This window comes from Streptomyces beijiangensis (assembly GCF_017315755.1).
GTDB lineage: Bacteria > Actinomycetota > Actinomycetes > Streptomycetales > Streptomycetaceae > Streptomyces > Streptomyces beijiangensis.
Window position 1 is genome coordinate 1 of record NZ_JAFLRJ010000056.1, and the last position, 19,051, is coordinate 19,051.

The 19,051-nt window shown below is 70.8% G+C and carries 19 protein-coding genes and 1 pseudogene; 11 read left to right on the forward strand and 9 right to left on the reverse strand.

All coding sequences use genetic code 11. The features are described 5' to 3' along the window. Positions 1-310: pseudogene (locus J0695_RS06380) on the forward strand (YihY/virulence factor BrkB family protein); the annotation flags it as partial. Between the two features lie 25 nt (positions 311-335). Next, positions 336-1,061, forward strand: a complete 726-nt coding sequence (locus J0695_RS06385; protein WP_206960855.1) for a helix-turn-helix transcriptional regulator — start codon at positions 336-338, stop codon at positions 1,059-1,061. Here J0695_RS06385 and J0695_RS06390 read toward each other — a convergent pair. Next, positions 998-1,396 (reverse strand): VOC family protein, encoded by a 399-nt coding sequence (locus J0695_RS06390; RefSeq protein WP_206960856.1) that lies wholly within the window; start codon positions 1,394-1,396, stop codon positions 998-1,000. The genes J0695_RS06385 and J0695_RS06390 overlap by 64 nt on opposite strands. Before the next feature lie 106 nt (positions 1,397-1,502). On the opposite strand from J0695_RS06390, the gene J0695_RS06395 reads away from it, so the two are divergent. Further along, positions 1,503-2,174 carry a DUF4389 domain-containing protein gene (locus J0695_RS06395; RefSeq protein WP_206960870.1) on the forward strand — a complete coding sequence of 224 codons (672 nt, stop codon included), beginning with the start codon at positions 1,503-1,505 and terminating at the stop codon, positions 2,172-2,174. A 9-nt stretch (positions 2,175-2,183) separates the two neighbouring features. Here J0695_RS06395 and J0695_RS06400 read toward each other — a convergent pair whose 3' ends face one another. Continuing rightward, positions 2,184-5,102: a glycoside hydrolase domain-containing protein gene (locus J0695_RS06400; RefSeq protein WP_206960857.1), complete on the reverse strand. Its 2,919-nt coding sequence runs from the start codon at positions 5,100-5,102 to the stop codon at positions 2,184-2,186. 97 nt (positions 5,103-5,199) lie between these two features. Between J0695_RS06400 and J0695_RS06405 the strand changes: the two genes are divergently transcribed. The 5 genes from J0695_RS06405 to J0695_RS06425 all read left to right on the forward strand — a co-directional run bounded on the left by J0695_RS06405 (position 5,200) and on the right by J0695_RS06425 (position 10,543). Then, entirely contained in the window at positions 5,200-6,339 is a 1,140-nt protein-coding gene (locus J0695_RS06405) for an ROK family transcriptional regulator (RefSeq protein ID WP_206960858.1), read from the forward strand. Between the two features lie 84 nt (positions 6,340-6,423). Further along, positions 6,424-7,461: an ABC transporter permease gene (locus J0695_RS06410; RefSeq protein WP_372445709.1), complete on the forward strand. Its 1,038-nt coding sequence runs from the start codon at positions 6,424-6,426 to the stop codon at positions 7,459-7,461. After that, positions 7,458-8,402 carry a carbohydrate ABC transporter permease gene (locus J0695_RS06415; RefSeq protein WP_206960859.1) on the forward strand — a complete coding sequence of 315 codons (945 nt, stop codon included), beginning with the start codon at positions 7,458-7,460 and terminating at the stop codon, positions 8,400-8,402. Before J0695_RS06410 ends, J0695_RS06415 begins: the two co-directional genes overlap by 4 nt. Positions 8,403-8,447: 45 nt before the next feature. Then, positions 8,448-10,091, forward strand: a complete 1,644-nt coding sequence (locus J0695_RS06420; protein WP_206960860.1) for an extracellular solute-binding protein — start codon at positions 8,448-8,450, stop codon at positions 10,089-10,091. A 62-nt stretch (positions 10,092-10,153) separates the two neighbouring features. After that, positions 10,154-10,543 (forward strand): cupin domain-containing protein, encoded by a 390-nt coding sequence (locus J0695_RS06425; protein WP_206960861.1) that lies wholly within the window; start codon positions 10,154-10,156, stop codon positions 10,541-10,543. On the opposite strand, the gene J0695_RS06430 is transcribed toward J0695_RS06425, so the two are convergent. Genes J0695_RS06430 through J0695_RS06440 form a run of 3 tightly spaced genes read right to left on the reverse strand, consistent with a single transcriptional unit; the run spans position 10,501 to position 12,474 of the window. Continuing rightward, a complete protein-coding gene (locus J0695_RS06430; RefSeq protein WP_206960862.1) occupies positions 10,501-11,172 on the reverse strand; it encodes a class I SAM-dependent methyltransferase in 672 nt (223 codons plus the stop codon). The two genes, J0695_RS06425 and J0695_RS06430, sit on opposite strands and share 43 nt — an antisense overlap. Beyond that, positions 11,169-11,957 carry a class I SAM-dependent methyltransferase gene (locus J0695_RS06435; protein ID WP_206960863.1) on the reverse strand — a complete coding sequence of 263 codons (789 nt, stop codon included), beginning with the start codon at positions 11,955-11,957 and terminating at the stop codon, positions 11,169-11,171. The genes J0695_RS06430 and J0695_RS06435 overlap by 4 nt, the downstream gene beginning before the upstream one ends. A 55-nt stretch (positions 11,958-12,012) precedes the next feature. Next, positions 12,013-12,474: a MarR family winged helix-turn-helix transcriptional regulator gene (locus tag J0695_RS06440; protein WP_242552286.1), complete on the reverse strand. Its 462-nt coding sequence runs from the start codon at positions 12,472-12,474 to the stop codon at positions 12,013-12,015. Positions 12,475-12,552: 78 nt separating this feature from the next. Here J0695_RS06440 and J0695_RS06445 point away from each other — a divergent pair, with 78 nt between their 5' ends. From J0695_RS06445 to J0695_RS06455, 3 genes are read left to right on the forward strand one after another with little or no spacing between them, the layout of a single operon-like run. Beyond that, positions 12,553-12,924, forward strand: a complete 372-nt coding sequence (locus tag J0695_RS06445; RefSeq protein WP_206960864.1) for a VOC family protein — start codon at positions 12,553-12,555, stop codon at positions 12,922-12,924. Between the two features lie 2 nt (positions 12,925-12,926). Beyond that, positions 12,927-13,883 (forward strand): DNA-3-methyladenine glycosylase family protein, encoded by a 957-nt coding sequence (locus tag J0695_RS06450; protein ID WP_206960865.1) that lies wholly within the window; start codon positions 12,927-12,929, stop codon positions 13,881-13,883. 5 nt (positions 13,884-13,888) lie between these two features. Then, entirely contained in the window at positions 13,889-14,728 is an 840-nt protein-coding gene (locus J0695_RS06455) for a methyltransferase domain-containing protein (protein WP_206960866.1), read from the forward strand. Here J0695_RS06455 and J0695_RS06460 read toward each other — a convergent pair. From J0695_RS06460 to J0695_RS45100, 4 genes are all read right to left on the reverse strand, one after another. Beyond that, the gene (locus J0695_RS06460; protein ID WP_206960867.1) at positions 14,704-15,609 is read right to left on the reverse strand and encodes a phosphatase domain-containing protein; all 906 of its coding nucleotides are present in this window, start codon (positions 15,607-15,609) and stop codon (positions 14,704-14,706) included. The genes J0695_RS06455 and J0695_RS06460 overlap by 25 nt on opposite strands. After that, the gene (locus tag J0695_RS06465) at positions 15,609-16,691 is read right to left on the reverse strand and encodes an RNA ligase (protein ID WP_206960868.1); all 1,083 of its coding nucleotides are present in this window, start codon (positions 16,689-16,691) and stop codon (positions 15,609-15,611) included. Before J0695_RS06465 ends, J0695_RS06460 begins: the two co-directional genes overlap by 1 nt. Before the next feature lie 90 nt (positions 16,692-16,781). Further along, positions 16,782-18,257 (reverse strand): hydrogenase large subunit, encoded by a 1,476-nt coding sequence (locus tag J0695_RS06470; RefSeq protein ID WP_206960869.1) that lies wholly within the window; start codon positions 18,255-18,257, stop codon positions 16,782-16,784. A gap of 4 nt (positions 18,258-18,261) precedes the next feature. Beyond that, the coding region (locus J0695_RS45100; RefSeq protein WP_277989945.1) for a proton-conducting transporter transmembrane domain-containing protein at positions 18,262-19,051 on the reverse strand (790 nt) is incomplete at its 5' end.

Sequence of the window (19,051 nt, forward strand, 5' to 3'; positions counted from 1 at the left end):
CGCCGTGCTGGTGGGCGCGGCGGTGAACGCGGCGATCGACCGCGTATGGCCCGCGGCAGCCACGGCCGCGGCGCGCGCGGCGAACGAACGCGTACGGGCGGCGCACACGACGAGGCTGCCCGCGCGGCCGACGTACCGGCCCGATGTCGGCGCGGCCGAGGACCCGGACGGCGAGGGCGAGGACGACGGCGAGGACGACAGCGCGGACATGCCCTCGGAGTTCCCGGAGCGCTGGTCGCGCTTCCTGCCGCCGGACGACGTGACGTCGCGGCTGCGGGGGACGGGGCGTGACAAGGAGCAGAAGCCGTAGGCAGCAGCTCGCCTACGCTTGACCCATGTACCGCGAGCGCCCCTCCACGCTGGACGGTGCCGTCGTCTGGTCCCGTACGCCGTCCGGTACGGGCACGGAGTACCCCGTGCTGCCCGACGGCTGTATGGATCTGCTCTGGACCGAGGGCAGGCTCTTCGTCGCGGGCCCCGACACCCAGGCGCACGCACCGGGCGACATCCCCGGCCGGATCGCCGGAGTGCGCTTCGCGCCCGGCACGGGACCGGGCGTCCTGGGCGTACCGGCGTACGAACTCCTCGACCGGCGCGTCGAATTGGCGGACCTCTGGCCCGCCGCCGAGACCCGCCGTCTGACCGGCCGCATCGACGCGTCCCCGGACCCGGTCGCCGCCCTGGAGGCCGTGGCGCTCGGCAGGGCGGTGCCCGCCGACCCCCTGATCCGGACCGTCGCCGCGCACCTCTCCGCCGGCCGCCCGGTCAACGCCACCGCGGACACCGTCGGCCTCAGCGCCCGCCAGCTCCACCGGCGCGCACTCCACGCCTTCGGCTACGGTCCCAAGACCCTCGCCCGCATCCTGCGCCTCCAGCGCGCGCTGGCCCTCGCCGCCACCGGAATGCCGTACGCCGAGGTGGCCGTCGCGGCAGGCTGCGCCGACCAGGCTCACCTCGCGCGCGAGATGCGGGACCTGGCCGGCATGACGCTCGGCCGTTACGCGTCGCTGGCGGCGAACAGCGACACCTCGCCGCCGTCCGGGTCGCACACCGTCGCATAGCGCTGCCCCCAGAACGCGTCCCACGGCTTGAGCCGGCCCTCGTGACCGGCCGTGACCAGCGCCTCGTACACCTCGTCCACCTCACGGGGACTGCCGCAGAGGAAGGCGAGCCCGACCCGCCCGCCGCCCTTCTGCGGGGGCTGCCACGCCGGGTCGAAGGAGCGGACCGTCTCCTCGGTGTCCCAGAGCACCCGCAGCCCGCTCGGCAGCACCGCCTCGACGTGCGGCTGTGCGTCCGCTGCGGCCGGGATGTCGAGCCCGAGCCGCCGGTAGAAAGCGAGCGAGGCGGACATGTCGGAGGTCACGATGCCGATGGCGTCAAGTTGTGGAGTCATGCCCGAAACCTAAGAGGAACGTCCCCGCCCGGTCTTGTACGAAACGGACATGACCCGTAGAGAGGGGTCGGGCCGGTTCCTTCGAACCGGCAAGGAGATGATCGGCATGACGTCCGCATCAGCACCGACCGAAGGTCTCGGCGGTCCCCGCGGCCCCGACAGCCCCGTCCGGCTCGAAGCCCACTACGAACCCGCGCTCTCCCGCTGGCTGTGGCTGGTGAAGTGGCTTCTGGCGATCCCGCACTACATCGTGCTGTTCTTCCTGGGGATCGGCTTCTTCTTCGTCACGGTGGTGGCCTTCTTCGCGATCCTGTTCACCACCCGCTACCCACGGGCTCTGTTCGACTTCAACGTCGGCGTGCTGCGCTGGGGCTGGCGGGTGTCGTACTACTCCTACGGCAGCCTGGGCACCGACCGCTCTCCGCCCTTCACCCTGGCCGACGTCCCGGACTACCCGGCCCGCCTGGAGATCGCCTACCCTGGGCAGCCGTTCTCCCGGGGCCTGGTCCTGGTCAAGTGGTGGCTGCTGGCCATTCCGCACTACATTCTGGTCTCCATGCTCGCGGGCGGCTCCCAGCTGTCCGGGTCCGGCGGCCTCGCCGCCGCCCTGACCTTCTTCGCCGGCGTCGCGCTGCTCTTCACCGGCCGCTACCCGCGCGGGATGTACGACCTGAACATCGGCCTGCACCGGTGGGCGGCACGGGTCGCCGCGTACGCCTTCCTGATGACGGATACCTATCCGCCCTTCCGCCTGGACCAGGGGGAGGCCGAGTTCTGACCCCCGCCCTCACCCCACCGTGAGCAGCCAGCCGCGTCCCGGCTCCACCGGGACCGGCTCGCCCGCCCCGAAGTGCCGCTCGGGCTGGAAGCCCTCGATCTCCGGGGCGTACGCGGCGACCGGACCCGAGCCGTCCGTCAGGACGGCCTCGGCGGGGCCGTCCGCCCACGAGGCGATCGCCGTGACCGTCCGGCCGTCCGGACCCTGCCAGCTGGTCGCGAGCACATCGTCCCGGCCGGTACGGACCGGTGGCTCGTCCGCCCACCAGCCCGTCATCTCCGCCCCGGGCAGGCCCAGTTCGTCGAACGCCTGCCAGAGCGGCCGTACATCGGTCATCGGGGCGCGCGCCGTCATGCCGAAGACGAGTCCGCGCCAAGGGTTGCCGCCGCCCTCCAGCATCTCGCCCATCAGGCCGAAGGGGATGCCGGAGATCTCCACCAGCCAGTACGCCGGGTCCGTCCCCTCGTAGTCGAAGAGCTCGCCCAGCCAGAGCCGGTCGGTGTACGGCATCAATTCGGCGTAGAGGTTGGCGCTGGAGGCGAAGCCGTCGGACTCCCGGTACTGGTTGCAGGAGTGCAGATCGATCATGGGCGGGGTGTCGCCCGATCCGGCGAGCACCTTGCGGACGCGCTTCATCGTCGTACGGTCGAACGCCACGTCGTCGAGATAGAGCCCGTCGACCCCCACATGGCGGCGCAACCGGTCGACCGCGCACACATAGGAGTTGTGCCAGCGCGAGTCGCCCGAGGTGACGACGGCGACGTCGCCGATGTCGGGCGCCACCCAGCCGGGCACATAGCCGTCCCCGAGGTGCTCGCGCAGCCAGGCGTGGCCGCCGCCGGGACCGGGCGCCAGGACCTCGTCGCCGAGCGAGGCGAGGACCGGCAACTCCGGTGTCCGGCGGGTCAGTTCGCGCACCGTGTTGTAGACCTTCACGCGGATGCCGCGCCGGTGCGCGTCCTCGGTGTAGGCGCGGAGCGCGTCGGCGGCGAGGAGCGGGTCGTTGATGTACGGGTTCGGCGGCGTCGCATGGTGCAGATTGACGACGTTGGCGCCGTACGAGGCGATCTCGGCCGGGTCGGCGTACGCGTGGAAGTAGCGCTCGGCGAGATGGCGGCCAGGGTCGATCGGCTTGAACGGGGTGAGCAGCAGACGCAGTTCGAAGCAGCGGCTCTCGCCCGCGGCCAGCCGGAGCGTGCCGCTGTACGCGGTGAGGGTGCGGGTCCCCTCCGCGGTCCGAAGACGGACCCCGCCGTCGCCGTCGCCGGCCCAGGAACGCGGGGTGACCAGGGGCTTCTCGCGGTAGTAGTTGGTATTGAGCGGGCGCGCGTAATGCTCGTCGCGCAGGGACACCTGTACCCCGGCGGATGGGCCGCCGAGCCAGAGCGCGTCCTGGTTGTGGACGGCGGTCTGCCAGCTCCAGTCGAAGCTGTCGGGGCATACCTGGCCGCGCAGCCCGAGGCCCATGACGAAGGGGGAGACCTCGGCGCGGAGCGGGACGTCGAGGGTGACATCGAGCGCGGTGTCGGTCAGGGCTTCCACGGTGGTGCGGATCCGCAGGAATCCGTCGGCCTCCAGCTCGCCCTCGGTACGAAGCCGCAGGCCGTCCGCGGTGGCCTCGGTGCGCCAGCGGGCGCGGGCAGGACCCGCCAGGTCGACGGTGAGCGGCCCGTGGTCGAGCGCGCGGCCGACGCCGAAGGCGACGGGGGAGGCGAGGAGTTCGCGCGGCGGGCCGTCGGTGCGCGTCACGTCGGAGGTGAAGGACGAGGTGATGCGCACGGGCAGGCCGTCCGCCCCGAGCTCCACCGACCTTCCCAGGATGCCGAGTTGGTGTCCCTCCGCCTCCACAGGCGTGAACGGCGGTACGACCTCGTCGTCCGCGCCGAGCGTCGAGTCCAGCCAGCGCAGCCGGGCGAGGAGCGCCGGATCGCCCGTGCCGTGCTCATCGACGGCGTCCTCGCCGACGGTGATCAGCACGGGCAGGGTCCGCTCGGGGACGCCGTCGGCCCGGACCGCGATCTCGCCCTCGTACGCACCAGGGACCGCGTCCGGCGGAATGTCGAGCCCGAACCAGAGCGAGCGCAGCCGCCCCTCTGCGATCTCGATGTCCTTCTCGAAGACCTCGCCGCGCGCGTCGGTGCCGCCCTGGGTGAGTGCACGGACGGGGAAGGGCAGTCCGCGGATCTCCGCGTGCACACCGGTCAGCGGGCGCACCGCGTGGACCCCGGCCTGCAGGGCGTAGAACTCCCCGCGTCGGGCGGCCCCCTTGAACGGCGCGAACGGACCGCCCCGCGCCCAGCGGGCGGGTATGTGCCGTGCCAGGCCCAGCGGATGGGCCCGGTCCTCGGCGAAGACCAGGAAGGGCTCGCCGGGGTGCGCCGCGGTCAGGGCCGCCAGCTCCGCGACCGTGGCGGCGAAGCCGAGCGGGGCGAAGGAGTCGACGGCGCTCGCCGCCTCGTAGCGGAAGGCCTCGGCCCGGGGCAGCGCCTGCCAGCCGTCGGGGCCGCGCAGGCCGCAGCGCTGCACCCAGGAGGGGTGGGCGGTGGCCGTGGGGCGGCGGTACTCGGACTGCGGGTAGTGCGGGTTGCCGGTGTGTGCGTACGGCAGATAGTGCACGGCGTACGTCCCAGGACCCTCCGCGGGCTCGAAGGCGATACGGCCGCGGTCGGCCGTCACCTCGACGCGTACGACATTGCGCACCCGGCGCCCCGACGGTCCGAGGACGACCAGGTCGACCGCCTCGGGGTGCGGGTCGTGGCGTCTCCAGGGCAGCTCGGCGGCGACCGCGGGTGAGGCCCCGGGAACCGCCCCGGTTACCGCCCCGGTTACCGCCCCGGGAACCCTCACGAGGATGCGATGGTTTCCGTAGACGTCGTTGTCCCAGGTTGCGAGCCCGCAGTCGAGCTCGGGGTGGCCGTTCTCACCCATGTGTTGTCCGCTCCCTCAAGGGCGCTATTTATTAGGTAAGTTTCGCAATCGCTCGGCCAACCTTCCGGATGGCCAGGACGAGTGTCAAGGGGTGCACATGGATCACAAGCGGCCGCTGAGCGGCGACCCGTCGCTGCTGCGCAGGCTCAACACGGCTGCCGCACTGGGCGTACTGCGCGAGCACGAAGAGCTCACCGCGCCCGAACTCGCCACCCTGATCGGGGTCTCCAGACCCACCGCCCACGATGTGCTGCTCCAACTCCTCGGACAGGACCGGGTGGTGGAACTCGGCTCGGAGAGCGAGGTCCCGCGGACCGGCGCAGGGCGCCCCGCCAGGCGTTTTCGCTTCCACGCCGAGGCCGGCCATGTCGTCGGCGTCGACATCGGCGCGCACAAGGTGCTCGTCCACGTCGCCGACCTGCGGGGAAGGACAGTGGCCGTGCACCGGGTGACGGTCACGCCCGCGCTGACGGCTGCCCGCAGACTGCGTGTCGTACGGGACGCCGTGGCCGCCTGCCTCGCCGCCGCGCCGGGCGCGCGGCCGCTCGCCCTGGGTATCGGCACCACCGGCATCGTGGACCCCTCCGGGTGCGTCACGCTCTCCACCGCGCTCCCCGGCTGGAGCGGACTCGACCTGACCCGGGAACTCGACGGGTGTGTGCCGGGGCCCGTACTCGTGGGCAACGACATCCAGTTGGCGACCCTGGCGGAGTTCTCCGGAGGAGCGGCGGCGGGGGTGCGCGACGGGATCTACCTCTATGTGGGCAACCGTCCAGGAATCGGGCTCTGGCTCCGCGGCCAGTTGCACCGGGGGCATCACGCCGCCGCGGGCGAGCTGCTGCCCTTCAAGCCCTGGGCCGACGCGTACCAGCGGCTGATGGACTGGTCGGCCGGCCACCAGGGGGCGGAGGCCCCGACCCGCGACAGCGCGGTGCGCGCTGTGGTCACGGCGGCGGACGCGGGCGACGGCGGTGCGCGGTACGCGCTGCGGGCCTTCGCCGAGGGGCTTGCGGGCTGTCTCCTCACCCATGTCGCCGCCCTGGACCCGGAGTTGGTGGTCCTGGGCGGCGGAGTGTCCCGCGCGGGCGGGGTGCTGCGCGAGCCGCTGGCCGAGCATCTGGACGCCAACTGCCGCCGCCCCCCGGAGGTGCGTACCTCCACACTCGGAGAGGAATCGACGGTAACCGGGGCGGTTCGGATGGCGCTGGAGTACTTGGAACAGACCGCACACGCCTGAACTTGGCCGATTTCGGACGGGGGTTGACGTGTTCTGTCGCTGCGCCCATGATGTGGCCACCTAATTAGGGAAGTTGCTTTTCTAATCTCCCGTGCCACGGTCCAGGAGCAGCGCTTGATATCCCTCAAAACCGAGCGGCGCCCGGACACCACGTCCGCCGCGCACGAGGCCCGAACGCCGAAGGCCCGCAAGCAGGCCCGTCCGCCCACCTCCCGCGTCCCCCTGGGCCGCAGACTGCGCAACAACTGGGTGATGCTCGCCCTGATGGCCCCGGGCCTGCTGTTCTTCGTGGTCTTCTTCTATGTTCCGATGCTCGGCAACATCGTCGCCTTCGAGGACTACCAGCCGTTCATCGGCTTCAAGGACAGCGCCCTGGTCGGCTTCTCCAACTTCCAGGAGCTCTTCGCCGACGCGGCGTTCTGGGAGGCGGTCCGCAACACCCTGCTCTTCGCGGCCCTCCAGCTGGTCCTCTACTTTCCCGCCCCGCTCGCCCTCGCCCTGCTGGTCAACAGCCTGGTCGGGAGCAAGGTCAGGCGGTTCGTGCAGAGCATCGTCTATCTGCCGCACTTCATCTCCTGGGTGCTGGTGGTGGCCCTCTTCCAGCAGGTCCTGGGAGGCGCGGGACTGCTCAACAACTTCCTGCGCGCACACGGCATGGACCCGCTCGACATCATGACCAACCCGCACGCCTTCCCCCTCCTGATCACCGCCCAGGTGATCTGGAAGGACATCGGCTGGGGCATGATCATTTACCTGGCGGCGCTCGCCAACGTCGACCAGTCCCTGTACGAGGCCGCGGCCGTCGACGGCGCCAACCGCTGGCGCCGCATGTGGCACGTGACCCTGCCCGCCGTCCGCAGCGTCACGATCATGCTGCTGGTACTGCGCCTCGGCGACGTCCTCTCGGTCGGCTTCGAGCAGTTCCTGCTCCAGCGCGACGCGGTCGGCCCCAGGGCCGCCGAAGTCCTCGACACCTATGTCTATTACCACGGCGTCGTGTACGGCGACTGGAGCATCGGCGCCGCCGCCGGCCTGGTCAAGGGCGTTATCGGCGCACTGATGATCTGGGGTGCCAACCGGCTCGCCCACGCCTTCGGAGAGCAGGGGGTCTACAGCAAATGAGCCTCATCACCCGCCCCCGCGCGAGCCTCGCGGTCAACCGGGGCCGCCGCGGCGCCAAGGACCAGCGGCCCGCCTGGGAAGAACCGCCCAGCAGGCTCGGCTCGTCCGCCAAGGCGGTCGTCATCACGGTGCTGGTGATCGTGATGACACTCCCCTTCGTCACGGTCCTCTCCACCTCACTGGCCTCCCAGAAGGAGATCACCGCGGCCGGCGGCTTCGTCCTCTTCCCGACGGAGCCCACCTTCCAGGCGTACACGACGATCCTCTCCGGCGGCATCGTCACCCGGGCCGTCCTCGTCAGCCTGGCGATCACCGTGACCGGCACCGTGCTCTCGCTGCTCACCACGATCACGCTCGCGTACGCACTGAGCAAGCGCGGGGTGCCGGGCAGTAAGCCGGTGCTCCTGCTGGTGCTGTTCACCCTGCTCTTCGCGCCCGGCATGATCCCGATGTACGTCCTGGTCAAGGAGCTCGGACTGCTCGACTCCTACTGGGCGTTGATCCTCCCGGGGCTGGTGAACGCCTTCAACCTGGTGGTCATGCGGGCGTTCTTCATGAACATCCCCGAGGAGCTCTACCAGGCCGCCCGTATCGACGGCGCGGGCGACTGGCGCATCCTCACGCGCATCGTGATGCCCCTCTCCAAGGGCGTCATCGCGGTGGTCGGCCTCTTCTACGCGGTCACGTACTGGAACGCCTTCTTCAACGCGATGCTCTACCTCAACGACACCGGCAAGTGGCCGATCCAGCTGGTGCTCCGTACGTACGTGGTCCAGAGCAAGCAGCTCAACGCCGACCAGCTTGGCATCACGCATATGCCGCCCCAGCAGTCGATCTCCATGGCGGTCGTGATGCTCGCGCTGCTCCCGATCCTGGCGCTGTACCCCTTCCTCCAGAAGTACTTCACCAAGGGCGTGCTCACCGGCGCCATCAAGGGCTGACACCCCCTTCCTCCGCTCCCTCCTCCCTCCCCGTGGAGTCCTCCGATGCCTGGAATGTCCCGCCGCTCCTTCCTGAACCTGTCGACCGCGGTCGCGGCAGGGGCGGTCGCCACACCGCTGCTGACCGCTTGCGGCAGTGCGGCGAACAAGAAGACCGAGGCCGCCTCCTCGAAGGTCAAGCTGCCGACGTACGTCCCCTTCGACAAGGTCAAGCCGGACCTCGCGCCGAACGCGCAGGGCCTGTCGGCAGGCTTTCTCACGTACCCGAAGACCCTTGTCCAGAGCGTGTCGAAGAAGCCGGGCGACGGTTCGAAGGTCACCGTCCTCACCGAGATGTGGACGGCGCCGCCCAAGCCGAAGGGCTCCAACGCCTACTGGGACACGCTCAGCAAGGAAATGGGCATCGAGCTCAACGCGATCCTGGGCTCGGACCCCGGCTACCCGGACAAGTTCTCCGCGACGATCGCCGCCAACGACCTGCCCGACCTGATGTGGATCCCGCCGAACCAGGGCATCCAGCACGTGGCCCAGCTCCTGGAAGCCAAGTGCGCGGACCTCACGGAGCTGCTGTCGGGCGACGCGGTGAAGGCGTACCCGAACCTGGCCAACATGCAGCCGGCGCACTGGAAGACGGCGGTGGTGAACGGCAAGATCTGGGGCGCCCCGAGCCCGTACCCGGCCTTCGGCCAGGTCTACGGCGGCAACCCGAGGATCTGGGAGAAGGCGGGCGGCCTCTCGGCGGCGAGCCCCGAGGAGTTCCTGTCGAAGTGCAAGGAGGTGACGGGCGCCAAGACCTGGGCGCTGGAGCCGATCTACGTCAACGCGGTGAGCGTGCTGAGCCAGTGTTACGGAGCACCCAACAAGTGGCTCCAGAACAAGGACGGTTCGCTGACGTTCTGGATGGAGACCGACGAGTACGCGGAGGCCCTCAGCTTCGCCATCAAGCTGAAGAAGGCCGGTGTCTTCTACCCGGGCGACCCGGAGATGGCGGACGCGTACATCAAGATGGCCCAGGGAACGATCGGCGCCTGCGTGTACCCCAACCCCAAGGCCGTGCGCACCGATACGCGCACCAACGACCCTGAACTCGCGGGCCAGGTCCTCATCCCCTTCAGCGCGGGTGGCAGCGCCCCGAAGCACGCCCGCCACCTCGGCACCATCGGCTACACCGCCATCAAGAAGAGCAGCCCGGAGCGCGTGAAGATGCTCCTGGAAGTCCTCAACTACATCGCGGCGCCGTACGGCACCAAGGAGCAGGAGTTCCTCAAGTTCGGGGTCGAGGGCGAGGACTTCACGTACGACGGGAACGGCTACCCGAAGTACACGAAGACCGGCAAGTCCGAGGTCGAGGGCCTCTACAGCGGACTCTCCACGGCAACCGTCGCCCCGGCCTCCCTCTCCGCATCCGACTTCCAGGGCTCGGCGCAGGCCCAGGACGTACGGGACATCTACGCGGTCGAGCAGAAGCTCATACCGATGATCGCCCTGAACCCGACGATCGGGCACTACTCCGATGCCAACACGGAGCACTATCCGAAGATGTCGACCGACGCCAACGACCTGGTGAACGACATCGTCGCGGGCCGCAAGAACTTCAGCGAGTGGAAGTCGTTCTGGTCGGACTGGAAGCCCAAGGGCCTGGACCAGATGCGCCACGAGTACGAGAAGGCCATCGCGACGGACGCCTGAGGGCGGGGCGGGGCCGGACCGGCGACGCTGGTCCGGCCCCTGGCCTGCTAGCGTCCCGTGGCGTGAACGACAGCGTGTATGTGGGCAATGCGGGCAAGGATGCGGCACTGGACCGGGGGTGGATCCTCGGGCACTTCAAGGACGCCGGCGATCCGCGCCGCAGTGAGGACGTGGAGATCAAGTGGGGTGTGCACCCGGCCGGTGACGAGCGGGCGGAGTGGGTGCGGGGCGAGGAGCGGACGGCGCTGCTCGTGCTCATCAGCGGGCGGTTCCGCGTCGAAATCCCGGGCCGTAGCGTGCTGTTGGAGCAGCAGGGCGATTACGTCGTGTGGGGTCACGGGGTCGACCACTCCTGGTTCGCCGAGGAGGAGTCGGTGGTGCTGACCGTGCGGTGGCCTTCCGTACCGGGCTATGCGGTGCCGGAGGCGGGAACGCGCGTCGCCGAGAGGTAGATCCGCCGTGTGCGGATCTCGTCGCTGTACGCCGCGCGGGTGGTGAGGTCGTCGACGCGGAACGAGGCCGCTTCGGCCCCGGAGCGGAGTTCCTCTTCCGTGAACTCGGCCCAGTAGACCTGGAGATCGCCGCCCATCGGATCGTCGACGACGCCGTCGCCGGCCCCTTCCTTCGCGACGATCAGCAGCCGGCCTCCCGGACGGATGGCCGCACCCCACGCGGCGAGCGTGCCGGGCAGTTCCTTCTTGGGCTGGTCGTGGAGCGAGTAGTAGGAGACGAGCCCGTCCAGGAGATCCGCTGGTGCGATGGCCTGTTGGTCCATCACCTCGAACCGGCACCCGGGCTTCTCGCGCCGGGCCAGCTCGATGCAGCGGGGCGACAGATCGATGCCCCGTACGTCGAGCGCCCGCTCGGCCAGCATCGCCGTCACATGCCCGCACGGCCCGCATCCGGCGTCGTACACCCTGCCGCCCTCGCCGACCCGCTCGGCGAAGTCGGCAAGGACCGCCTGGTCGAAGGGCTTGGCGTCCCACTCGTGGCGGAAGAGCTGAAGGTAGCGGTCCGCGCGGGCATCCCAGCTGCGGACGACGTCGAGAGCGCTGCCGGGTTCGGGTGAAGGTGCGTTCACAGGCGTCGGACACGCAGCACGCCGGTGAGCATCGGGAGCGTGAACTCGCCGTGGGCGGTCTCCGGTCTGCTCGCGAGGAAGGCGCGGATCCGGCCCTGTGTGGCCTCTTGTTCCTGTTCCGGCATGACCAGCATCCCCGCGCGCGTCGCGAGGGTCGCTACGAGAGAGTCGGCGGTGCGGCGCTGCCCGTGCGGGAACTCGGCCTGCTCGGGCGAGCCGAACCGGGCGGACGCGCCGGTCTTCGGAAGGTGCATGCCGGCCGTCTCGGCGCGCCAGCTGGTGGGTGTGTCGCGCGGGCCGATGGCCGCGCTCCCGCTGATCTCCGCGAGCCCGGCGACCCACTCGACCCCGTCGTCCAGGACGTTCCACAGGCCGGCCAGGATGCCACCGGGTGCGAGGACCCTGGCGATCTCGGGTCCCGCGACGGCCATGTCGAACCAGTGCATGGCGTTGCCTGCCAGCACGACATCGACGGACGCGTCCGGCAGCGGTATCACCTCTGCGCTGCCCGGCAGGGCGCGGACGGCGGGCAGCGAGCGGCGCAGCTCGGTCAGCATCGCCGGGTCGGGCTCGACCGCGGTGACTTCGGCGCCCAGTGAGCCCAGTGAGACCAGTGTGCCGGTCAGCTTGCCCGTTCCGGCGCCGAGGTCGAGCACGCGCGCGCCCGGCGCGGGCTCGAGCGCCCAACGCACCGCGGCCCGCGCGTAGTCCGGACGGTGCTCGGCGTATGCGACCGCCGCAGCGCCGAACGACGAGGAATGAAGCAGCCGTTCATCCTGATCCATCCGGTCAAGCTATCGATGCCGTCGGCGGTCGGCCACCCCGCCCCGTCGACACCCACTAGTCCGTCAGCGAGCGGACGATCCGGTCGAGGTCTTCGAGGAGTGCGGTCAGACGGTCGTCGGGGATCGCCTCGATCATGCGCGCCTCGATCGCGTAGACGGCTCCCTGTGCCGCGTTCAGCCGGCGTCGCCCCTCGTCGGTGAGCGACGTGGGGCGGGCCCGGCCGGTTTCCACGGTGGCGGGCCGGGTGAGCAGCTTCGCGTCCTGGAGTCCGCGCAGGACGACGTTCATGGACTGGCGGGTGACGAAGGTGGCACGGGCGAGTTCCGCGTTGGACAGGCCCGGCCGGGCGGCGAGGACTTCGAGGCAGGCGTACTGCGGGACGGTCAGGCCGTGCTCGCGCAGGGCATGGTCCATGGCGCTGCGCAGGGAGGCGTGGGCGCGCTTGAGGCGGTATCCCACGTGGTCGAGGACGTCCTCGGCGGGATGGGGCGGCTTCACCTGCGGATTGTCATGCATGTCCATATTTTGACACCTACGGGGTCGGGGTCTAGCGTTGAGTATGTCAAAGTCCTGACATTGAATGAGGAGAACAACATGCCCGTCAGCATCGATGGCCCCGATTTCATCGCCCTCCAGGTCCGCGACCTGGAAGCGGCCGCGGAGTTCTGCGAGAAGAACCTCGGCCTTCGCCGTATCCCCGCCTCGCCCCCCGGCGCGGTCGTCTTCGACACCAAGCCGGTCCCGCTCGCCGTCCGCGACCCGCTGCCCGGCACCGACCTGGACGCCGGCCGGCCCGGCCTCGGCGTCGCCCTGTGGTTCTCCACCCCCGACACCCAGGCCCTCCACGAGCAGCTCACCGCCAACAGCGTCAAGATCCTCACCCCGGTCGCGGACAGCCCGTTCGGCCCGATGTTCTCCTTCGTCGGACCCGAGGGATACGTCCTGACCGTGCACCAGGGCAGCTGACCGTGCCCGCCGTCTCCCTCACGCCCAAGGGCCCCTTCTCGCTGGCCGCCTCCACCCGGTTCCTGGAGTGCTTCACCCCCGCCTCCTACGACCACGCGCCCGACGGAGTGCTCCGGCTGGCCTTCCCCACCGACGACGGCCGGTCCGTCATCGGCTGCGCCCTGCGGCAGAAGGAGTCGGCGGCGCCCGGCGCCGCCGGGACCGTGCACGCCGAGTACACCCTCCACACCGACGGCAACGCCCGGCCCGCCGCCGGCGCCACGGCAGCCGAAGCGGCACGTACGCAGATCGCCCGCATCCTCTCCCTCGACATCGACGCCGGCGACTTCTCCGGCCTCGCGGCTGCCGACCCGGTGGTCGCCGGCCTCCAGGCGGAGTTCCCTGGCCTGCGACCGGTCCTGTTCTACTCCCCGTACGAGGCCGCCGCCTGGACGATCATCGGCAACCGCATCCGCAAGACCCAGGCCGCCCACATCAAGGCCCGACTGGCCCAAGAACACGGCCAGGCCGTCGACGTCGCAGGCCGGCAGCTGCACGCCTTCCCCGTCCCGGCCCAGCTGCGGCGCATCAACAACATCCCCGGCCTGACCGACGTCAAGACCGAGCGCCTCCACGCCCTGGCCGACGCGGCCCTCGACGGACGGCTCGACGCCGCCGAACTCCGGGACCAGCCAGCCGAATTCGCCCTCACCGACCTCAGGGAACTGTCCGGCATCGGCCCGTTCTCCGCCGAGCTGATCCTCATCCGGGGCGCCGGACACCCCGACGTCTTCCCCCGATCCGAGCCCCGCGTCCACCAGGCCATGGCCGCGGCATACGGTCTCGACGCCACCGCGGCCGACGACACCTCCCGGCTCGCCGCGATCGCCGACGCCTGGCGCCCCTACCGCAGCTGGGTCGCGCTCCTCCTCCGCGCCCACGCACAGGACCGGCCCGCCGCCCCGAGGGGCATAGGCTGATCGGCATGGTGAAACCGCAGCCCACCTCGGAGTTCAACGCACACAACGTCTCCTCCGCCAACGTGGACCGGCTGGTGGCCGCCCTCGACGCGCAGGATTCCGCCGACGGCGTGCGACGGCTGCGCGCCTGGGCCCGGGCGGCCGTGGCCGTGCGGCCGGGTGAGGTGGTGGTCGACGTCGGGTCCGGTACGGGGTCGGTGGCCCGGACGCTGGCCGCCGCCGTCACCGCGGAGGGCAGCGCGCTCGGGATCGAGCCGAACCCGGGGCTCCGCGCGCTCGCCGAGCAGCGGGCACGCGAGGCCGGCAGTGCGGCCCGGTTCGTCGCGGGGGACGCGTCGGCCCTGCCCCTGCCCGACGCCTCCGTCGACGTGGTGTGGTGCGAGCGCGTTCTTCAGCATCTGGCCGAGCCGGAGCGGGCCGTCGAAGAGTTCGCCCGGGTGCTCAGGCCCGGCGGCCGGGTCGTCCTGCTCGATTCTGACTGGGCGACCACCGTCCTGCACCCCGGGGATCCCGACACCGTCGCGGCGCTCACCTCAGGGGCGCTGGCCGCGGCGGCGAACCCGTACGCCGGGCGCAAGCTCGTCGGCCAGCTCTCGGCGGCCGGGCTCGTCGTCGACGACCGGGGCTCCCAGGCGCTGTTGCAGGACCATGCCTCTGTCGCGTGGCCGCTGGTACGGATGCTCGGCGAGTCCGCCGTCCGCCGCGGTCTGATCGACGCGGCGCAGCGCGACCGCCTCTATGAAGAGCTCACCGAGGCCGCCGCGCTGGGGGCGTTGCACATGTCCGTGACGATGTTCGGAGCCGTCGCCCACCGGTCCGCTCAGAAGTCGCCCTCCGCCACCTGAAGCACCGTCAGGCCGATCGCGCGCCACGCATCGACCACCTGATTGCGGTCGTCCAGGACGCACGTCACGTCGTACACCTCACGCACATGCGCGTCGAAGAGCTCGATCTTGACGATCGAGTCCTTCCGCGAGTCGCCGGTGGGCCGCATGAACAGACCGTCGTACGCCACGCCCACGTGCTTCGCCAGCCAACTCTCCGTCGCCGCACGGGAGTCGTCCGTCCGGCCCGACAGGAACACGACACGGTGGCCCGCCGCCTGCAGCGCGCGCACCACCTCGATCACCGGGCGGTTGGGCAGGTCCTGGTGCACCCGCGTCGAGTCGAAGGGGCTGCGATTGGTGATCAGCGCCGTGGTGCCGTCGATGTCGACCAGGACCGCCTTCGGCGTGCCCGGCTTCGCCTCGTACTTGCGTACCGACGAGGCGGCCGGCGCCTCGTCGGGGAGAGGCAGCGGAAGGGCATGGCCCGCGAGGAAGCGCTGGTGGAGCCCGCGGATCGTCTCCTCGCCGACCGTACGGTCCCTCGCAGCGTCCCGCTCGATGCAGACCTCCAGCGGGACGTCCGTGAAGTCGTGCACCTTCAGCTCCGCACCCGCCTTCGCCGCCAGCTTCGCCAGGTCGCGCGCGACCCGCTGCGGCAGATTGGTGTCGTCGCACACCACGTCGTAACCCTTGGCGAGCAGACGGAGGATCGCCGCGTCCCGTACGGCCATGACCCGCTGCTCCGTCACGCCCTTCACATGCTCGCCGGAGTCGAGCATCGCGCGCAGGTCGTCGCGGTTGACCCTGGCGCGGCCCGCCCGGTCCTCGGCTGTCCAGGCGGTCGCCCAGGTGGTCTTGCCGCTGGCGGGCAGGCCGCGGGTGAAGTGCAGGGTGGTCATCAGGCCGTGTCCTCGGAGGTGTTGACGGGGCGGTGGTCGCCGGAGGGGCGCAGGGTGTGCCAGATCCTGGCCGACGGGTCGCGGCCGTCCAGGAGCAGGAACAGCCAGGCACGGTGCGGGGAGCGGCCGGCCGCGGCGGCGTACTCCTTGCGCTCCCAGCCTTCCGGGAGCCCGGTGAGAATACGCCGGTGCTCGGCCTCCGCGGCAGCCAGGATCGCCTCGCGGCGCGCCGCCAGGCCGGCCGCGACGTCGCGCACCCAGCCGTGGAACTCGTCGGGAAGGTCCTCGCAGATCGAGCCCGTCCCGTCGCCCGCGCCGAGCCGCTCCCAGACGATCCGGGCGTTGAGCCCCGTGACGATCCGGTGCAGGGCGACGTAATCGTCCTGCTTGATCTTGATCATCGTCTGGTCCTGGCCGGGGAAGCGGAGAACGAGGCCCTCCGCACCGCCGCGCGGCTCGGCAGTCAGGGCCTCGCGAAGAGTCGCGTAGTCGAAGGTGCTCACCCGGGGACCGCTCCACGGCAGCGAGTCGGCCGGGACGGGCGTCCCGCTCGCGGTCTCCACGCCTCCGAGCAGTACGAGGTCGTCCAGGTCGCCGTAGTCGCAGACGATCCGGTTGGCCGGGTAGATGATCTCGAAGAGGTACGTGACGCCGGGTGCGGGCTCCACGATCGGGGCGTAGCGCTTGAGCCACACCTCGGTCGCGTGGAGCGCCTGATCGGAGGCGAAGGAGCCACGGGTCGCGACCGCGTGGCCGTCCGGCGTCGGGTACAGGACGCCGAGGCTCCCGTCGAGCTTGTCGGTGACGACCACCCGGGCGTCGAGAGCGAAGGAGCCCTCCGGGTGCTCGGCGTAGTTGAAGAACTTGGCGTACGGACGTGCCAGGACTTTCCCGCCCCGGTCGATGATCAGGCCGCGGCACTGGCGGGTCGCGTCGTCCCAGACTCGCTCGAACTGGGCTTTCTCGCTGTAATTCAGGATGCGAAGAGGCAGCGAGGGGTGCACCTGCTCGCGGACGTAGCCGGCGCTGATCGACTGCGCCAGCAGATCGAGGTCGACGAGGTCGCTGAGGTTCGGGTACACGGGTGCTCCTGATGGCCGGAAGGGGATCGCACCGATCTTCGCAGGTGGGCGGTGCGTGGCGCATCAAGGTTTCGGCAGGTGTGGCGGGCGCTAAAGGTCGTTGCCCGCGTAAGACAAGTTGAAGCTCTTGTTCGTCAGCGGGAAGTCCGGGACGATCGTGTCCGCCAACGCCACCGGCAGCGCAGGCCAGTTGAAGAACGACGGGTCCACCACCTTCACCCGCGTCAGCCGGTCGTCCGGCGTCAGTTCCACCCGCGTCGTGATCGTGCCGCGCCAGCCCTCCACGATCCCGACCCCCGAGCCCCTCCGGTTCTGGCGGGGGAGTTCCGCCGGCTCCATCGGGCGCAGGTCCGCCGAGAGGTGCGCGACCAGGGCCAGGGAGGTGTCGATCTCCTCCGTACGGACCAGGAAGCGGGCCAGGACGTCGCCCGTCGTGTGCGCCGGTACGGACGACGGGCTGCCCGCGTCCGTGAACGGGTGCGCGATCCGCGCGTCCGCCCGCAGGCCGCTCGCCCTCGCCACATAGCCCAGACAGCCCAGGTCCCTGGCCGCCTCCGTGCTCAGCGCCGCCGTCCCCGTGAAGCGGTCGCGTACCGTCGCGTGGCCCAGCGCCAGGGCCGTGATCTCCCGGATGTCCTTGCCGATGGCTGCCAGTGCCACCGGGTTCGGCACCGTGCGCAGTCTCGCGCCGCCCGGGAACACCCCGTCCCTCAGCAGGCGGTGGCCCGTGGTCGTCTCGTTGAGGCGCAGGAGCGTCTCGCGGACGCGCTGGGCCTGGGAGTTGAGGACCGAGTGGCCCACGTCGTTGCAGAGCATGCCCAGGTCGGCCACATGGTTGTGCAGGCGTTCCAGCTCCAGGAGGAGCGATCTTGCGCGCGCCGACTCCTCCGTCACCGGGATCCCCGCCGCCTCCTCGACCGCCATGCAGTACGCCAGGGCGTGGCCCACCGCCGTGTCCCCGCTGATGCGCTCCGCGAGAGGGAGGCCCCGGTCCAGCGTGCGGCCCTCGAAGAGCTTCTCGATTCCCTTGTGCACGAACCACAGCCGGGCCTTCAGCTTGATGATCGTCTCGCCCACCACGGAGAAGCGGAAGTGACCCGGTTCGATCATTCCCGCGTGCACCGGGCCGACCGGGATCTCGTACACCCCGTCACCCTCCACCGCCAGGAAGGGGTACGGGCCCTCCTGCTCACCGAAGGGCGGTGCGGCCCCCGCGTCGGGGTGCATCGGGTACCAGCCGCGCGGCCAGTGGAAATGGCGTACCAGACGGTGGGGGAGGGGGTGGTCGAGCGGGACGATGCCGTGCAGGTCGCGCATCTCCCGCTCGAAACGGCTTGCCGAGAAAGAGAGTTGGGCCAGGGTCGGCACCGCGGGAGCGTCCTCGTCCAGGTGGACATGGAGCTCTGTACGGGTGTCCGGCGGGCCCGCGGTGAAGAGGTAGACCACGCGCACCCCTGGGGCGTCGTGGTGCGCCGCCACCAGGGCCAGCCTGTGGCCCGATGCCAGCAACTCGGCGGCCTTTACCGGGAGTTCGGTCGGGGTGAGGTCCGTGATCGTGCGCGTCATGGTGTCAGTGACCTCCGACGATCTGCGCGGCCGCCGTGAGCAGGGCCTGAAGAGGTTGTACGGACAGACCCAGCGCCGCGCACAGCAGCAGACCCGCGGCCAGAGGGACCCCCGCCGCCGCGCCCGTCCGTACGGGAGGGGGCGCGTCCGCCGGCGCCGGTCCCAGCAGCATCCGTGCCGTACGGAAGCTCAGCGCCGCGAAAGCCGCCAGCACCAGCAGCAGTGCCACCACCACCGCCCACCCGTACGACGACGCGAAACCCGCCCGCACCAGAGCCAGTTCGGAGGCGAACAGTGCGAACGGCGGCAGCCCGAGCAGTGCGAGCACCGCGAACCCCAGCGCCGCACCCGGGCCCGGGGCCGTCGCGAGCAGCCCCCGGACGCGGCCGATCCGTGACGTCCCGCGCAGTTGCAGCACCTGGCCCGAGGCGCAGAACGCGACCGTCTTCGCCAGGCCGTGGCCCGCGATGTGCAGCAGCACCGCCGCGAGCGCGAGCGGTGAGCCGACCGCCGCACCCAGCGCGATCAGACTCATGTGCTCCATGGAGGAGTACGCCAGCATCCGCTTGTAGTCGCGCTGGGCCAGCAGCAGTCCCGCCGCCAGTGCGAGCGTGAGCAGTGCGACGGCGATCAGCAGACCCCGTACGAAACCCGGCCCGAACACCCCGTCCGCGATCACCTTGTAGCGCAGCACCGCCACGAACGCGACCGCGAGCAGCACCCCCGACATCAGGGCCGACACCGGCGCGGGCGCCTGGCTGTGCGCGTCAGGGAGCCAGGCGCCCGCGCCGGTG

What these genes read in the sequence shown, in the direction of transcription:
- J0695_RS06385 (WP_206960855.1), top strand. Translation starts at nt 336, where the DNA reads ATGTACCGCGAGCGCCCCTCCACGCTGGACGGTGCCGTCGTCTGGTCC.
- J0695_RS06390 (WP_206960856.1), bottom strand. Translation starts at nt 1,396, where the DNA reads ATGACTCCACAACTTGACGCCATCGGCATCGTGACCTCCGACATGTCC.
- J0695_RS06395 (WP_206960870.1), top strand. Translation starts at nt 1,503, where the DNA reads ATGACGTCCGCATCAGCACCGACCGAAGGTCTCGGCGGTCCCCGCGGC.
- J0695_RS06400 (WP_206960857.1), bottom strand. Translation starts at nt 5,102, where the DNA reads ATGGGTGAGAACGGCCACCCCGAGCTCGACTGCGGGCTCGCAACCTGG.
- J0695_RS06405 (WP_206960858.1), top strand. Translation starts at nt 5,200, where the DNA reads ATGGATCACAAGCGGCCGCTGAGCGGCGACCCGTCGCTGCTGCGCAGG.
- J0695_RS06415 (WP_206960859.1), top strand. Translation starts at nt 7,458, where the DNA reads ATGAGCCTCATCACCCGCCCCCGCGCGAGCCTCGCGGTCAACCGGGGC.
- J0695_RS06420 (WP_206960860.1), top strand. Translation starts at nt 8,448, where the DNA reads ATGCCTGGAATGTCCCGCCGCTCCTTCCTGAACCTGTCGACCGCGGTC.
- J0695_RS06435 (WP_206960863.1), bottom strand. Translation starts at nt 11,957, where the DNA reads ATGGATCAGGATGAACGGCTGCTTCATTCCTCGTCGTTCGGCGCTGCG.
- J0695_RS06440 (WP_242552286.1), bottom strand. Translation starts at nt 12,474, where the DNA reads ATGCATGACAATCCGCAGGTGAAGCCGCCCCATCCCGCCGAGGACGTC.
- J0695_RS06445 (WP_206960864.1), top strand. Translation starts at nt 12,553, where the DNA reads ATGCCCGTCAGCATCGATGGCCCCGATTTCATCGCCCTCCAGGTCCGC.
- J0695_RS06455 (WP_206960866.1), top strand. Translation starts at nt 13,889, where the DNA reads ATGGTGAAACCGCAGCCCACCTCGGAGTTCAACGCACACAACGTCTCC.
- J0695_RS06460 (WP_206960867.1), bottom strand. Translation starts at nt 15,609, where the DNA reads ATGACCACCCTGCACTTCACCCGCGGCCTGCCCGCCAGCGGCAAGACC.
- J0695_RS06470 (WP_206960869.1), bottom strand. Translation starts at nt 18,257, where the DNA reads ATGACGCGCACGATCACGGACCTCACCCCGACCGAACTCCCGGTAAAG.